Genomic DNA, 14,272 nt, shown 5'->3' with positions numbered 1-14,272 from the left:
GGTGCGCCGGGCGCGCCGGTGACCCCGCCGACGCCGGTGCGGCCGGCGTGTCGCGTACCCCTCGGCGGGCTGGACGGGGCGCGGCCGGGCCGGTGCGCGGGGGCCGGATGGTGGGATCACCTGACCCGGCCGTCTGGGCCGCCGGATACCCTGATGGGGTCTGACGAGCGCCGCCGGCTGGTCTGCCGGCGGTGCGGCAGGGTCAAGGGACGCGGGGAGGGAGTGCACCGTCGTGGCACTCGTGGTGCAGAAGTACGGCGGATCCTCCGTCGCCAACGCCGAGCGGATCAAGCGGGTGGCCGAGCGCATCGTCGCCGCCCGCAAGGCCGGCGACGACGTGGTCGTGGTGGTCTCCGCGATGGGTGACACCACCGACGAGCTGCTGGACCTGGCCAACCAGGTGAGCCCGCTGCCGCCGGGCCGAGAGCTGGACATGCTGCTCACCGCCGGCGAGCGGATCTCCATGGCGCTGTTGGCCATGGCCATCCACAACCTGGGGTACGAGGCGCGCTCGTTCACCGGCTCGCAGGCCGGTGTGATCACCACCTCGGTGCACGGCAAGGCGCGGATCATCGACGTCACCCCGGGGCGGCTCAAGGGCGCGCTCGACGAGGGCGCGGTGGTCATCGTCGCCGGCTTCCAGGGCGTCTCGCAGGACACCAAGGACGTCACCACGCTGGGGCGGGGCGGCTCGGACACCACGGCCGTGGCGCTCGCCGCCGCGCTGCACGCCGACGTCTGCGAGATCTACACCGACGTCGACGGCGTGTTCACCGCCGACCCCCGGATCGTGCCCAACGCCCGGCACATCCGGCACATCACCTACGAGGAGATGCTGGAGCTGGCCGCCTGCGGCGCGAAGGTGCTGCACCTGCGCAGCGTCGAGTACGCCCGGCGCGCGGGGTTGCCGATCCACGTCCGTTCGTCATACTCGACCAACACCGGCACGATGGTCACCGGATCGATGGAGGACCTTCCTGTGGAACAGGCACTGATCACCGGGGTCGCCCACGACCGCAGCGAGGCGAAGATCACGATCGTCGGGGTGCCGGACGAGCCGGGCGCCGCCGCGCGCATCTTCGACACCGTGGCCGGCGCGGAGATCAACATCGACATGATCGTGCAGAACGTCTCCACCGAGGGCACCGGCCGCACGGACATCTCGTTCACCCTGCCGAAGACCGACGGCCCGACCGCGATGGCCGCGCTCAGCAAGATCCAGGAGCAGGTCAAGTTCAAGGGCCTGCTCTACGACGACCACGTCGGCAAGGTCTCGCTCATCGGCGCGGGGATGCGGTCGCACCCGGGCGTCGCGGCCGGCTTCTTCGCCGCCCTCGGCTCCGCCGGCGTCAACATCGAGATGATCTCCACCTCGGAGATCCGGGTCTCCGTGGTCTGCCGGGACACCGACCTCGACAAGGCCGTCCGGGCCATCCACGACGCCTTCGAGCTGGGCGGCGACTCCGAGGCCGTCGTGTACGCGGGGACCGGGCGGTAACGCCGTGCCGTCGCTGCCCACCCTTGCCGTGGTCGGGGCGACCGGTGCCGTAGGCACCGTGATGTGCGAGCTGCTGTCGTCGCGGCGCAACGTCTGGGGCGAGATCCGGCTGCTCGCCTCCGAGCGGTCGGTCGGGCGGCGGGTGCGCTGCCGGGGCGAGGAGTTGACCGTCGGGGCGCTGACCCCGGAGGCGTTCGACGGCGTCGACGTGGCCATGTTCGACGTGCCCGACGAGGTCTCCGCCGAGTGGGCCCCGATCGCGGTGTCCCGGGGCGCGGTGGCGGTGGACAACTCCGGGGCGTACCGGATGGACCGCGACGTCCCGCTGGTCGTCCCCGAGATCAACCCCGAGCAGGTGCGCAACCGGCCGAAGGGGATCATCGCTAACGCCAACTGCACCACCCTCGCGATGATCGTGGCGATCGCCCCGCTGCACCGCGAGTACGGGCTGCGCGAGCTGGTCCTGGCGTCGTACCAGGCGGTCTCCGGGGCGGGGCAGGCGGGCGTGGACGCGCTGCACCTCCAGCTCGGCAAGATCGCCGGGGACCGCATGCTCGGCTCCCGTCCAGGCGACGTGCGGCAGGCGGTCGGCGACGAGCTGGGGCCGTTCCCGGCCCCGCTGGCGCTCAACGTGGTGCCCTGGGCCGGCTCGCTCGCCGACGGCGGGTGGTCGTCCGAGGAGCTGAAGATACGCAACGAGTCGCGCAAGATCCTCGGCCTGCCCGATCTGAAGGTCTCCGCGACCTGCGTGCGGGTGCCGGTGGTGACCGGCCACTCGGTGGCCGTGCACGCCGTCTTCGCCACCGAGGTGGACGCCGAGGGCGCCCGCGAGGCGTTGCGCAACGCCCCCGGCGTGATCCTGGTCGACGACCCGGCCTCCGGGGAGTTCCCGATGCCGATCGACGCCGTGGGCACCGACCCGTCCTGGGTCGGCCGGATCCGCCGCGCCGTCGACGACCCGCGCGCCCTCGACCTGTTCGTCACGGGCGACAACCTTCGCAAGGGCGCGGCCCTGAACACGGCCCAGATCGCCGAGCTGCTCGCCAAGGAGCTCACCGCCCGCTGACCCTCCGGCCGGGTGCGGTCGCTCAGGCGCCGGCGAGGCGGACGCCGTCGCGGCCCTGGCGCTTGACCACGTACAGGGCCTGGTCGGCGCGGCGCAGGGTCTGCTCGGGCGACTCGCCCGGCCGGGGCAGGGCGACGCCGACGCTGATGGTGCGGCCCGTGACCCGGGCCGCCTCGGCCAGCCGCTCGCCGATGCGGATCGCCTCCTCGGGGCGGTTCACCTCGATCACGGCGACGAACTCGTCGCCGCCGATCCGGTACAACTCGTCGCCCTGGCGCAGCGCCGCCTCCAGCGCCCGGGCCAGCCCCACCAGCAGCCGGTCCCCGGCCTGGTGGCCGTACGTGTCGTTGACGGCCTTGAAGCCGTCCACGTCGATGGCCAGCAGCGCCGTACGCCCGGGCGTGGCCCGCGCGATCCGCCGCCCGAACGGCCCGGTGTGCCCCAGCCCGGTCAGCGGGTCGGAGCTGGCCTGCTCGCGCAGCTGGGCCAGGGTACGCAGCCGGTCCAGGCAGGTCCACGCCTGCCCGGCGAGCAACTCCATCAGGTTGACCGTGGTCGGGTCGGGCCGCAGCAACCGCTCGTCGGCCACCAGCAGCACCCCGCCGCCGTCCGGCGGCCCGACGGGCACCGCGACCAGGGTGCGCACCCCGGCGTCGGCGAGCGGCCGGTACTCCTCGGTCGGCGGGTGCCCCTGCTCGCCGAGGGTGTAGCCGGAGCCGTGCCGGTGGGCGCGGGCGATCATCCGGTGCAGGGCCGGCGCGCCCGCCTCGGCCAGCTCGGCCCGGATGCGGGACTCCAGCTCGCCCGGCGCGCCGGGCGGCGCGCCCAGCCGGGGACCCGGCCCGTCGGTCAGCAGCAGCACGGCCGCGGAGAGGGTGGACACCTCCCGGGCCGCGCAGATGGCCGCGGTCATCAGGTCCCACTCGGTGGGGGCGGCGGTCAGCGCGGCGGCGTGCCGCAGCAGCTTCTCGCTGCGGCTCTCGGCGGGTGGGCCGCCCAGGGCGGTGATCCGGGCACCGAGCCGGGTGGCGACGCGGTTGGCTATCTCCAGCCAAGGGCCCAGCTCGACCGGGCCGGACCACTGGAGGTCGAGCACCCCGATCGGGCGGCCCGCCGGGTCGAGGACCGGCACGCAGACCTCGGCGGTCACGTCGGGGCGTACCGGGAGGTAGTCGGGGTCGGCGGCGACGTCTCCGACGATGGCGCCCTCGCCGGAGGCGTACACCCGGCCGACGATGCCAGCCTTCGGCGGGACGGTGGAGAAGACCTGCCAGGCACCGGTGGCCGCGACGCAGCGGAGCCGGTCGTGCACCTGGAGCAGCACGGAGATGGTGGCCGGCGCGTACCGGGCCAGCGCGGCGACGGTCCACTGGCACGCCTCGACGGCGGTCGACGCCATCGGCAGGCGGACCGTGACGTCCCGGACGACCCGGTGGTGATCAACGCGCACGTGGTTCCTACAGGTGAGGGGGAAAGTCGTCCGGCCAAGCGTACTCACCGCAGCTCAGCGGGGCATCGATCAAGATCGTCTTGTTCGTACACATGTGCTATCCGCAGGCTGTGGACGAGGCTGTGGGGTGACCTCGCCGCCGATAGCCTGGAGGCACCGGTCGACTTGGAGGACGCGATGCTCATCGCCCAGCTCAGCGACACCCACCTGACCACCGGTCCGCTGGCCGCCGAGCCCGCCGCCGCGCTGCACCGGGCGCTCGGCCGGGTGCACGGGCTGCGTCCCCGACCCGACCACGTGGTGATCACCGGCGACCTCGCCGAGCACGGCAGCCCCGAGGAGTACGTCGCGCTGCGCGAGCTGATCGCCCGGTTCCCGGTGCCGGTGCACCTGGTCGCCGGCAACCACGACGACCGCGAGTCCCTGCTCGACGTCTTCGGCGGCACGCCACACCTCGGCGGCGGCTACCAGGCCCACTACGCCGTCGAGCTGTCGGACGCGACCATCGTCGTGCTGGACTCGGTCGTCTCCGGCGAGCCGGCCGGCCGGCTCGGCCCCGAGCAACTCGCCTGGCTCGACGAGACGCTGGCCCGCCGGCCCGAGCTGCCCGCCGTCGTCTGCCTGCACCACCCGCCCGTCCCGGTGGGCCTGCCCTACCTCGACGCCATGCGCCTGCTCGACGGCGACGACCTGGCCACGGTGGTGGCCGCGCACCCGCACGTCGTCCGGGTCGTCGCCGGGCACGTGCACCGCCCGATCACGGTCGGTTTCGCCGGCACGGTGCTGACGACCGCGCCGAGCACTTGGCGGCAGTCGTCACTCACCCTCGACGACGGCGACCAGATCGGGTACGCCCTCGAACCCACCGCCTTCCTGCTGCACCTCGTCGCCGACGGCGGCTGCGTCACGCACACCGTGCAGGTGAGCCACGCGGCGGCCCTCACCGGCACGTTCTGACCCGGCGGAGTGCACGAGCCGCCGTGGTGCCGGCTGTGCGCGAGCCGCTCTGGTACGTCGCTCAGGGCTCGCACACGCACGCCGATCGGCTCGGCTGGTACCCCGGCGGGGGCCGGCCACCGGGCGACTGCGGACGTACCCCGGATGCCGGGACAGCCGAGTCGTCGGTGGCGGCCACGCTCACCGGGTGACCGGAGCCCCCGGTGCGTCGGCCGGCGCCGCCGTTCGCGTCGCCGGGCAGCGCCGTTCGCGTCGCGTCCTGCCGCCGTTCGCGCCGGCCGGCGCGGCCGTTCGCGTTGCGCTGCGTCACCGTTCGGCCGTGATCGGCAGGCCCTGCGGGTGTACTTGCCGACCCGGGCGCGCAACCGTCCACAATGGTTGAGCCGCGCCGATAGCCTTCGCTCATGTTCCGCGCCGGCACTCCTTGAGGGTCGGTCGTCAGCATGTGGGGGATCGTGTCGAAGAAGAGGCCGACCGGCATCGCCATGGCTCTCGCCGTCGCCGTCGGTAACTCGCTCACCCTGGCCGCGCCCGCGCAGGCCGCCACCCCGGCGATCCAGACCACGAAGGTCTGCTCCTGCTCGCGGGAAAGCAGCGGCAACTACACCAACTGCTGACCGGACGGCCGGCCCGTCCGGCCGGCGAGGCGAGGCGGCCGGCTCTCATGAGGGGGGAGCCGGCCGCCAAAGCCCGACGCTCCCGGGTGCCGGACGGGTCTGCCATCCTGGGAGCGATGACGACGACCTGGCAACACCTGCCCGCGCCGGCCCGCGAGATCGCCCGGGCGGCCACCGACGCCGTGGCCGCCGCCCGCGCGCGGGACCCGGAGGCGTACGACGAGGCGGCCGACCGGCTCGCCGCCACGGACCGGTCCGGTCTGGTCCTCGGCGCGGTGGTCCGCCTGCTGCTGGAGGAAACCCACCCGGACGGGCTGGACGGCGACGACGTCCGGCAGGTGCTGGAGTCGTGCGTGCGGGACGCGGCAACCTGGCGGCCGGACGTCGACCCGCACGTGGTGCTGGTGCTGCTCGCCGGCGCGCTCGGCGTGTACGACCCGAGCGACGACGCCACCCCGCCCGACCCGGCCACGCTCGCCCGACACGCGCCGCTGCTCCTCGCCGACCTGCTGGCCGCGACGGGTCAGCCGGTGAGCGGGACGAACCGGCCGCTCGACGGCCTGCTGGCCGCCGCGTTCGCCGAGATCCGGCGCACCGAGCTGAACGACTGAGAGGGTTCGCGAAGCGTTCACCTGCGGGTTCTGGTTGCAGGAATGTCGACTCTGTCTATATGTATGGGAGACGATGCTTTCCGCCTATCCGGACGGAGCACCATGAACCGTACGTTGCGCGTGGCCGCGACGACCCTCGCCGCCACCCTCGCCGCCACCGTCGGCGTGGCCCACCCCGCCTGGGCCGCCAGCTACTCCGCGCCCCTACAGACCGCGGTCGCGGCCCTGCCGGTGGCCACCGAGATCCGCACCGGCTACAGCCGGGACCTCTTCCCGCACTGGATCGACGCCGACGGCGACGGCTGCGACACCCGCAACGAGGTGCTGCTCGCCGAGGCGGTCGCCGCGCCGACGATCAGCGGCACCTGCACGCTCTCCGGCGGGCGCTGGTACTCCTACTACGACAACGCCTACTGGACGGCCACCGGCGACGTCGACATCGACCACATGGTGCCGCTCGCCGAGGCGTGGGACTCTGGTGCCCGCAACTGGTCCACCAGCCGCCGCCAGGCGTACGCGAACGACCTGGGTGACTCCCGCCCGCTGGTGGCGGTGACGGACAACGTCAACCAGTCCAAGGGCGACCAGGACCCCGCCACCTGGATGCCGTCGTACAGCTCCGCCCGCTGCCGTTACGTGAACGAGTGGGTGGCCACCAAGACCCGCTGGCGGCTCACCGTCGACACGGCCGAGAAGAACGCCCTGACGAGCTGGGCGAACTCCTGCCCCAACGTCACCATCTCGGTGACGTACGCGTACTGAACCATCAAGCCCCTCCGTGGAGGGGCCTTGATTCTGCTCTTACCTCTGATCGGAGTGGCCGGATTCGAACCGGGCAACCGGTTGAAGTGGCAGAGCCGATCTCACCGGCGAAGCTTCGGTTTGCCGTCTCTGCGGGCTACGGCAGCGGTAATCAGGGCGACTACTGCTCCAGCCGAGTGGGTCACGACGAGGAAGGCCAGTAAAGGGAGCACCGACAGGGCGACTACCAGTCCCCAGACGATGGCCGTCTGTGAGGGGGGCGACTGGACCGCGATCCCCCAACCCCACACGTATGCAGCCAGCAGCACCATCCCGCCGATGACGGCAGTGACCGGCGCTGCGGCCGAACGAGTCCTACGGGCAACCAGATCGCCGAAGAGAACGGCCGGAAGGGTTACCAGAGCTGTGACAGCGGTGCCCAGCACAGTAGCCAGCAGGACCGCCGTGGGGCCTGCCAGAGGACCGCCCGGGTCGAGGCCGAACAGCCCCGAGGCAACCAGCAGCACAACGTAGATCAACGCCGCTTCGACAGGAAAGACCAGCCAGCTCAGTCCGGCCCCAGCCGCGTACCTCGCCACATGCCCCAGACCTGCGAAGATTTTCACGCGGCGCAAACTACCATCGGGCCAGCTCACGGTGCTTGCCATGGGTACGGACCAGTCCGGTCCTCCGTGAACCCACACGCAGTTGACGGGCCGTTTCCCGGACGTCGAAGCGGGACTGCCGATGCCTGGTCACGTGCCAGAGGTGAACACCTCTTGCCAGCGCTTGGGATGGGCTGGAGCATCACGGTCATCGGCCAAGTGCCGGCAAGGACTGGCATCCGCTTGAGCTGGTCTTCGCCTCAACTGTCGGCACTGCCCTCGACGCGGCCAACGTCCGCCGGGCCTTCCGCCGAGTTGTCACCCTGGCTGGCCTCGATCCGGCTGCCTGGACGCCGTGCGAACTACGGCCCAGCTTCGTATCGCTGCTTCCCGACAGTGGGATGAGTCTGAAGACATCGTTGACCTGTGCGGGCGCTCTGGAACCACCGTCACGGAGCTGGTCTACCGACATCAGCTCCGGCCGGTGCTGCTCCAGGGCGCGGCGGTCATGGACCGCATCTTCGCGGTGGCTCCGGACCGGTAGTCACTCAGTTAGTCGCCCAGGAAAGACCAGAGGGCACATCCATCGACTGGATGTGCCCTCTCACCTGGTCGGGGTGGCCGGATTCGAACCGACGACCTCTTCGTCCCGAACGAAGCGCGCTACCAAGCTGCGCCACACCCCGAGGCGTGCCGACAAATAGTAGCCCACCCGGTCCGATGGTCAAACTCGGTACCCCACCCCTCCCGCGACCCGCGCAGGGCCCGCCGGCAGCCCCTGCGCCGGCCCGGGGGCAACTCCGACCGCAGGGCCGTGACCAGCCAGGCCGCCCACTCGGCCCGTCCGAGCCGCCCTTGGGCGGCCCGACCGGTACCAGGAGCCGGGGCGGCGGTAGCACGAACGGGGCAGCTCCATAGGCGGCGTACATCACAATTGGCGGCCCCGGCCCCGGCCCCGGCTGGCCCAAAGCCCGAAGCCCGAAGCCCGGGGGGGGCGAGCGTCAGCGCGGGATCAGGGTGAGGATGCTCGCCTCGGGCCGGCAGGCGAACCGGACCGGCGCGGTCGGGTGGGTGCCCAGGCCGGCCGAGACGTGCAGCCAGGAGTCCGAGCCCGGCCAGCGGTGCAGGCCCTTCGCCATCGATCGGGGTAGCCCGCAGTTGGTCACCAGCGCGCCGTAGCCCGGCACGCAGACCTGCCCGCCGTGGGTGTGGCCGGCCAGCAGCAGGCCGAAGCCGTCGGCGGCCATCTCGTCGAGCACGGCCGGCTCGGGGGAGTGGGACAGCGCGATCGACAGCTCCGCCGAGGTGGAGACGGGGCCGGCGACGGCCGGGTAGTCGTCGCGCGCGATGTGCGGGTCGTCGACACCGACCATCTCGACCAGCCGTCCGCCCGCCTTGAGCGTCGTCCGGGCGTTGTTCAGGTTCGCCCAGCCGGCGCCGGTGAAGACGTCACGCAGCTCGTCGTACGGCAGCTCGGCGCCCTCGTTGTACTCCCGGTCGGGCAGGAAGTAGCTGAACGGGTTCTTCAGCACCGGCCCGGTGTAGTCGTTGGAGCCGAACACGAAGGCCCCGGGGAAGTTCAGCAGCGGCTGGAGGGCGCGCAGCACGCCGGGCACCGCGCCCGGGTGGGCCATGTTGTCGCCGGTGACCACGACCAGGTCCGGGTCGAGCGCCGCGAGCGACGCCACCCAGTCCTGCTTGCGTCGCTGCTCCGGCATCATGTGCAGATCCGACAGGTGCAGCACGCGTAGCGGCTCGGTGTCGGCCGGCAGCACCGGCACGTCGAACCGACGCAGGGTGAACATGTTGCGCTCGACGAGTGACGCGTATGCCAGGGTGACCGCTCCGGCCGCGATGGTGCCCGCGCCGAGTCGGAATAGTGTGCGCTTTCGCATGCCGTTCAGGGTAGTTTCACCGTCCATGAGCACGCTGAAGGACCGCCTCACCGCCGACATGCGCGCTGCCCTGAAGGCGCGCGACGAGCTGACCACCTCCACCCTGCGGATGGCCCTGGCGGCCGTTGGCACGGCCGAGGTCGCCGGCAAGGCCAAGCGCGAGCTCACCGACGACGAGGTGCTCGCTGTGTTGACCAAGGAGGCGAAGAAGCGGCGCGAGGCCGCGACCGCCTTCGCGGACGCGGGGCGCGCCGAGCAGTCCGCGAAGGAGACCGCCGAGGGCGACGTGCTGGAGTGGTACCTGCCGAAGCAGCTCTCCGACGACGAGCTTGCCGAGCTGGTTGCGGAGGCGCTTGCCGCTGGCGGCTTCACCGGCAAGGCGCAGATGGGCCCGGCGATGAAGGCGGCCCAGGCTGCGGTGGCCGGCCGGGCCGAGGGAGGCCGGGTGGCCGTCGAGGTGCGCCGCCAGCTCGGCCTCTGAGCCCTCCGGGCGGCCCCGAGGGGGTACGTCCACTGCCGACCACGCCGCACCACGCGAAACGGGCGGGCACTCCCTGTCGGGGGTGCCCGCCCGTCGTGTCGTCACGCCGAGCCGGGTGTGGCCCGGTCAGCCGTTGCGGCCCGGTCGGCCGCCTTGGCCGGGTGGGTTGCCCGGGCCGGGCCCGGCGCCGTTGTCCGGCGGGCCGGCCGGGGTGCCGCTGCCGCTGCTGACCTCGATGACCACCACGCCGCCCTTGATGGTGCGCCCGTTCGGGCTGGTGCCGGCGACCTTGCCGGCCGCGCAGCTCGACGGGACCCGGGCCGAGGAGACCACCGGGTCGAAGCCCGCGCCCCGGAGCCGGTCCTTTGCGGTCTCGACGTCCACGCACTTCACGTCGGGGATCGAGCGCTGGTCACCCTCCATGATCTTGCCGCTGGGCGGGGTGAACTCGATGCCCTTCTTGCCCTTCATGGCGTCGCGCAGCGTCTCGTACACCGGGGGGTTGATACCCGTCGGGGTGTTGTGGCCCATCTGCTGGTTGGTCTGCGGCCAGTCCGGGTCGGCCATGATGCCGGCGACCGAGTACTGCTTGGTCATCGCGACCAGCGAGGAGGTCTTCTCCGAGTCGGTGGTGCCGGACTTGCCGGCCACCGGCTTGCCGACGATCCGCCGCACCTCGCCAGCGGTGGCGCCGGTGCACCGGGAGGTGGACGACCGGTCGCCGACCGGGCAGCGGGCCGCGTCCACGGCCGCGCGGGCGACGTCGGTGCTGATCCGCTGCTCGCAGCGCGGGTTGGCGATGTCCAGTTTCTTACCGTCCGGGCCCTTGATCTCCTGCACCGGGATCGGCTCGCAGTACTTGCCGTCGGCGGCGAGGGTGGCGTACGCGTTGGCCAGGTCCAGCGGGGTGGTGGCCGACACGCCGAGGGTGAACGCACCCCACTGGTGCGCCGCCTCCTTGTTGTTGGCGAAGTCCGCGTCCTCGGTCGAGCGGAACTGGATGCCCAGCTTCTGCGCCGCCTTGACCACGTTCTCCGAGCCGACCTGCTGCTGGAGCGGGACGAAGAAGGTGTTCACCGAGCGACCGAAAGCGCTCCACATGTTGTGCACGCCGGCCATCGACTCCACCGAGTTGGTCGGGCAGTAGAAGTGGGTGCCCGGGCAGGCGGCGGAGCTGCTGCTGTCGATGATGTATTCCGACTTGAACTGCTTCGGCGAGTTGATCGTGTAGCGAAGCGGGATGCCCTTCTCCAGGGCGGCCACGATCGTGAAGATCTTAAAGGTCGAGCCGGCCTGGTATCCCTTGATGTCGCCGCCGCCGGTGAGCAGTGGGTTCACCGTGTTGGGGTAGTTGCCCCGGATGCCCTTGCTGCGCTTGCGCGGGTCGGTGCTGAGCTTGTTCTGTGGTTTCCTCGGGTCGTCGATCTTGAAGTTCCGGTTCACCGAGAGCGCGCGGACCCGGCCGGTGCCGGGCTCGACGACCGCGACCATCCGGGCCGCCTTGCTGTTGACGCCCAGGTTCTTCCGGACGGCCTTGTCGGCGGCGTTCTGCGCCTGCGCGTCGAGGCTGGTGACGATGGTGTAGCCGCCGCTCTTGAGCCGCCGCTCCCGGTCGTACGAGGTCGAGCCGAAGGTTTCCTGCTGCATCCACCAGCGGTAGAAGTAGTCGCAGAAGAAGCCCCACTCCTTCTTGTTGGTGGCGACGCAGCCGTTCGGGGTGGTCTTGTCCTTGACCACCATCTTGGTGGCCTTGGCCGCCTCGCCCTCCTCCTTGGTGATGGCACCGATCTTGATCATGTTGTCGATGACGTAGTTGCGCCGGTCCAGGGCCAGCGGGTACCCGGTCTTGGTGGTCGGGTCGTTCGTGGTCGGAGCCTTCACCATGCCGGCGAGCATGGCCGCTTCCTCGATCTTGAGCTTGTTCGGCGGCTTGCCGAAGTAGACCTGGCTGGCGGCGTAGATCCCGTACGCGCCGTTGCCGAAGGAGGCGAGGTTCAGGTAGCGGGTGAGGATGTCGTCCTTGGAGAACTCCTTGTCGACCTGGAGGGCCAGCCGCATCTCGCGCATCTTGCGCTTGCTGGTGTCCTCGGTCGCGGCTACCACGTCGGCCGGGTGGGTGGCCGAGTACGCGATGGCCAGCCGGACGTACTGCATCGTCAGGGTCGACGCGCCCTGCTGGGAGTTCGCGCCGGACTGGTTGTTGACGAACGCCCGGGCGACGCCGTTGAGGTCGACGCCGTTGTGCTTGTAGAAGTCGTGGTCCTCGGCGGCGATGATCGCCTTCTGCATGTACGGCGAGATGTCCGCGAGCTTGACGTCGCGCCGGTTCTCGTCGTACATGGTCGCCAGCGGTGTCTTGCCGTCGGAGGCGAGCAGGTAGCTGATCTGGGGCGCCTGGCCCACCGTCAGCTCCTTGGGCAGCGCCCCGAAGGTCTCAGCGCCGGCCTTGGCGGCCAGCCCGGACATCGCCACTGCGGGGAAGGCCGCCGCCGCGACCACCACGCCGGCCAACAGGCCACAGACGAGCAGCGATGCGGCGTTGGTCAGCACATTGTGGTCACGTTTCCGCATCCAGGTCACCTCGACAGGGTACGCGAGTAGGGAACGAGGGGCGCTGGGGCATCTTTTCCCCATTTCCTGCGCGCGCCGACCTCGTTGTGCTAAACGCACGAGCCCTGGTGCTGGGTTGCGCGGGTCCGCGTCGAGTCTCCACCGATCGGAGGAGCGGCGCAGCGTTTTCACGTACTGCGGCTGGGTAGACGGGGGCCGAAGGCCCGGGAAGCCGGGAGTGTCCGTAATGATGGATTTTGCCGACAACGTTGCGTAATCAGCCGACTACAGAGCATGATGGTGGCGGCGACTTAGCCACACGTCGTCCGTGCCGCCCTGGGGAGGGCGGGCGGATGACCGGGGGGATTCGACGGCTGGTCGCGCGAGGTCGGTAGGTACTGCAAGGGGGGACGTATACACATGGGCATGATCACTGACTGGCCGTCACTGGCGGCGTGTCAGAACGGGGACCCGGACGCGCTGTTCGTACAGGGCGCTGAACAGAATGTGGCGAAGCGGATCTGCCGGAGCTGCCCAGTTCGGTACGAGTGCCTGGCCGACGCGCTCGACAACCGGATCGAGTTCGGGGTGTGGGGCGGCATGACCGAGCGGGAGCGCCGGGCCCTGCTGCGCCGGCACCCCCAGGTCGCGAGCTGGCGCAAGATGTTCGAGGCGGCCATGAAGAAGAACGCGAAGGACCGGTCCGGCAAGGACAAGGTCCTCGTCCCGGCCGGCTGACGGCCGGTCAGGTCACAACCGGCTGATCGCCGCGCCGATCGTCCGCAGCCCGTCGACGTCGTGCACGTCGGCGGGCTGCGCCGTCACCGACACCGCCGGCACCTGCGGGAACGCCTCGGTGAACCGGGCCGCCACCCGCTGCTCGCGCAGCGCCTGCTGGGCCAGCGCGGCGTGCGCCCGCAACACGTCGACCGTGCCGTCGTGCCCGCCGGCCTCGGCCAGCCGCTCCGCCGCAACCAGGCACGCCTCGGCGTCCAGCGCCGGCACCGTCGGCCGGTGCACCCGGTTGAGCACCAGCCCCGCCAGCGGCATCCGCTCGGAGCGCAGCCGCCCGGCGAAGTACGCCGCCTCCCGGACCGCGTCGGGCTCCGGGGCCGCGACCAGCAGGAACGCCGTCTCCCGCGCCTGGAGGATCCGGTACGTCTGCTCGGCCCGCTGGCGGAACCCGCCGAACATCGAGTCCAGCGCCGCCACGAAGCCGGACAGGTCGGTGAGCAGCTGCGCGCCGAGCACCTTCTGCACCACCTTCGAGAACATCCCGAAGCTCGCGGTGACGAGGCTGAACATGCTCCGGCCCCCGCTGCGCGCCGGGGCCAACAGCATCCGCAGCATCCGCCCGTCGAGGAACCGGGAGAGCCGGGCCGGCGCGTCCAGGAAGTCCAGCGCCGAGCGGGACGGCGGGGTGTCCACCACGATCAGGTCCCACTCGCCCCGGGCGTGGAGCTGGCCGAGCTTCTCCATCGCCATGTATTCCTGGGTGCCGGCGAAGGTCGAGCTCATGGCCTGGTAGAACGGGTTGGCGAAGATCTCCGCCGCCTTCGCCGGGTCGGTGTGCTGGAGCACCACGTCGTCGAACGTGCGCTTCATGTCCAGCATCATGGCGTGCAACTCGCCGCCGCTGGCCTCGACGTCGATGCCCTTGACCTGGCGGGGCGTGTTGTCCAGCTCGGTCAGGCCCAGCGACTGGGCCAGCCGGCGGGCCGGGTCGATGGTGAGCACCACCGTGCGTCGGCCGTGTTGCTCGGCGGCACGCAACGCGAGCGCGGCGGCGGTGGTCGTCTTG

At 71.4% G+C, this 14,272-nt stretch carries 14 protein-coding genes, 1 tRNA gene and 1 pseudogene; 10 read left to right on the top strand and 6 right to left on the bottom strand.

Annotated elements, in window-relative coordinates; translation table 11 throughout:
• Positions 1 to 232: 232 nt before the first annotated feature.
• Positions 233 to 1,498 carry an aspartate kinase gene (locus tag E1258_RS10285; RefSeq protein ID WP_007073429.1) on the top strand — a complete coding sequence of 422 codons (1,266 nt, stop codon included), beginning with the start codon at positions 233 to 235 and terminating at the stop codon, positions 1,496 to 1,498.
• 4 nt (positions 1,499 to 1,502) lie between these two features.
• Positions 1,503 to 2,564: an aspartate-semialdehyde dehydrogenase gene (locus E1258_RS10280; protein WP_132399060.1), complete on the top strand. Its 1,062-nt coding sequence runs from the start codon at positions 1,503 to 1,505 to the stop codon at positions 2,562 to 2,564.
• 22 nt (positions 2,565 to 2,586) lie between these two features.
• Here the strand turns inward: E1258_RS10280 and E1258_RS10275 are convergent, their stop codons facing one another.
• Complete coding sequence (locus E1258_RS10275) at positions 2,587 to 3,963, bottom strand: diguanylate cyclase (RefSeq protein ID WP_132399076.1); 1,377 nt, start codon at positions 3,961 to 3,963, stop codon at positions 2,587 to 2,589.
• Between the two features lie 228 nt (positions 3,964 to 4,191).
• On the opposite strand from E1258_RS10275, the gene E1258_RS10270 reads away from it, so the two are divergent.
• The 5 genes from E1258_RS10270 to E1258_RS10260 all read left to right on the top strand — a co-directional run bounded on the left by E1258_RS10270 (position 4,192) and on the right by E1258_RS10260 (position 6,961).
• The gene (locus E1258_RS10270) at positions 4,192 to 4,971 is read left to right on the top strand and encodes a phosphodiesterase (RefSeq protein ID WP_132399058.1); all 780 of its coding nucleotides are present in this window, start codon (positions 4,192 to 4,194) and stop codon (positions 4,969 to 4,971) included.
• A gap of 35 nt (positions 4,972 to 5,006) precedes the next feature.
• Complete coding sequence (locus tag E1258_RS33215; RefSeq protein WP_165949714.1) at positions 5,007 to 5,162, top strand: hypothetical protein; 156 nt, start codon at positions 5,007 to 5,009, stop codon at positions 5,160 to 5,162.
• Positions 5,163 to 5,426: 264 nt separating this feature from the next.
• A complete protein-coding gene (locus E1258_RS33210) occupies positions 5,427 to 5,588 on the top strand; it encodes a hypothetical protein (protein ID WP_165949713.1) in 162 nt (53 codons plus the stop codon).
• A 116-nt stretch (positions 5,589 to 5,704) separates the two neighbouring features.
• Positions 5,705 to 6,199, top strand: a complete 495-nt coding sequence (locus E1258_RS10265; RefSeq protein WP_132399056.1) for a hypothetical protein — start codon at positions 5,705 to 5,707, stop codon at positions 6,197 to 6,199.
• 102 nt (positions 6,200 to 6,301) lie between these two features.
• On the top strand, positions 6,302 to 6,961 hold the full coding sequence (locus E1258_RS10260) for an HNH endonuclease family protein (protein WP_132399054.1): 660 nt from the start codon (positions 6,302 to 6,304) through the stop codon (positions 6,959 to 6,961).
• Positions 6,962 to 7,062: 101 nt separating this feature from the next.
• Here E1258_RS10260 and E1258_RS10255 read toward each other — a convergent pair whose 3' ends face one another.
• Positions 7,063 to 7,566 carry a hypothetical protein gene (locus E1258_RS10255; protein ID WP_132399052.1) on the bottom strand — a complete coding sequence of 168 codons (504 nt, stop codon included), beginning with the start codon at positions 7,564 to 7,566 and terminating at the stop codon, positions 7,063 to 7,065.
• 227 nt (positions 7,567 to 7,793) lie between these two features.
• Between E1258_RS10255 and E1258_RS34550 the strand changes: the two are divergent.
• Positions 7,794 to 8,089 (top strand): annotated as a pseudogene (locus E1258_RS34550) (site-specific integrase); the annotation flags it as partial.
• 65 nt (positions 8,090 to 8,154) lie between these two features.
• Here the strand turns inward: E1258_RS34550 and E1258_RS10245 are convergent.
• Positions 8,155 to 8,231, bottom strand: a tRNA-Pro gene (locus E1258_RS10245).
• Between the two features lie 315 nt (positions 8,232 to 8,546).
• Complete coding sequence (locus E1258_RS10240) at positions 8,547 to 9,440, bottom strand: metallophosphoesterase (protein ID WP_132399048.1); 894 nt, start codon at positions 9,438 to 9,440, stop codon at positions 8,547 to 8,549.
• Positions 9,441 to 9,465: 25 nt separating this feature from the next.
• Here E1258_RS10240 and E1258_RS10235 point away from each other — a divergent pair, with 25 nt between their 5' ends.
• Positions 9,466 to 9,921 (top strand): GatB/YqeY domain-containing protein, encoded by a 456-nt coding sequence (locus tag E1258_RS10235; RefSeq protein WP_132399046.1) that lies wholly within the window; start codon positions 9,466 to 9,468, stop codon positions 9,919 to 9,921.
• Between the two features lie 126 nt (positions 9,922 to 10,047).
• On the opposite strand, the gene E1258_RS10230 is transcribed toward E1258_RS10235, so the two are convergent.
• The gene (locus E1258_RS10230; protein WP_132399044.1) at positions 10,048 to 12,492 is read right to left on the bottom strand and encodes a transglycosylase domain-containing protein; all 2,445 of its coding nucleotides are present in this window, start codon (positions 12,490 to 12,492) and stop codon (positions 10,048 to 10,050) included.
• Positions 12,493 to 12,891: 399 nt separating this feature from the next.
• Here E1258_RS10230 and E1258_RS10225 point away from each other — a divergent pair, with 399 nt between their 5' ends.
• Entirely contained in the window at positions 12,892 to 13,209 is a 318-nt protein-coding gene (locus tag E1258_RS10225) for a WhiB family transcriptional regulator (protein ID WP_007073419.1), read from the top strand.
• Between the two features lie 12 nt (positions 13,210 to 13,221).
• On the opposite strand, the gene E1258_RS10220 is transcribed toward E1258_RS10225, so the two are convergent.
• Positions 13,222 to 14,272 (bottom strand): ArsA-related P-loop ATPase (locus tag E1258_RS10220; protein ID WP_132399042.1); only part of this gene is annotated, 1,051 nt, incomplete at its 5' end.

It is taken from the genome of Micromonospora sp. KC207, assembly GCF_004348615.1.
Classification (GTDB): domain Bacteria; phylum Actinomycetota; class Actinomycetes; order Mycobacteriales; family Micromonosporaceae; genus Micromonospora.
This window is presented reverse-complemented; position numbering and strand designations above follow the sequence as displayed.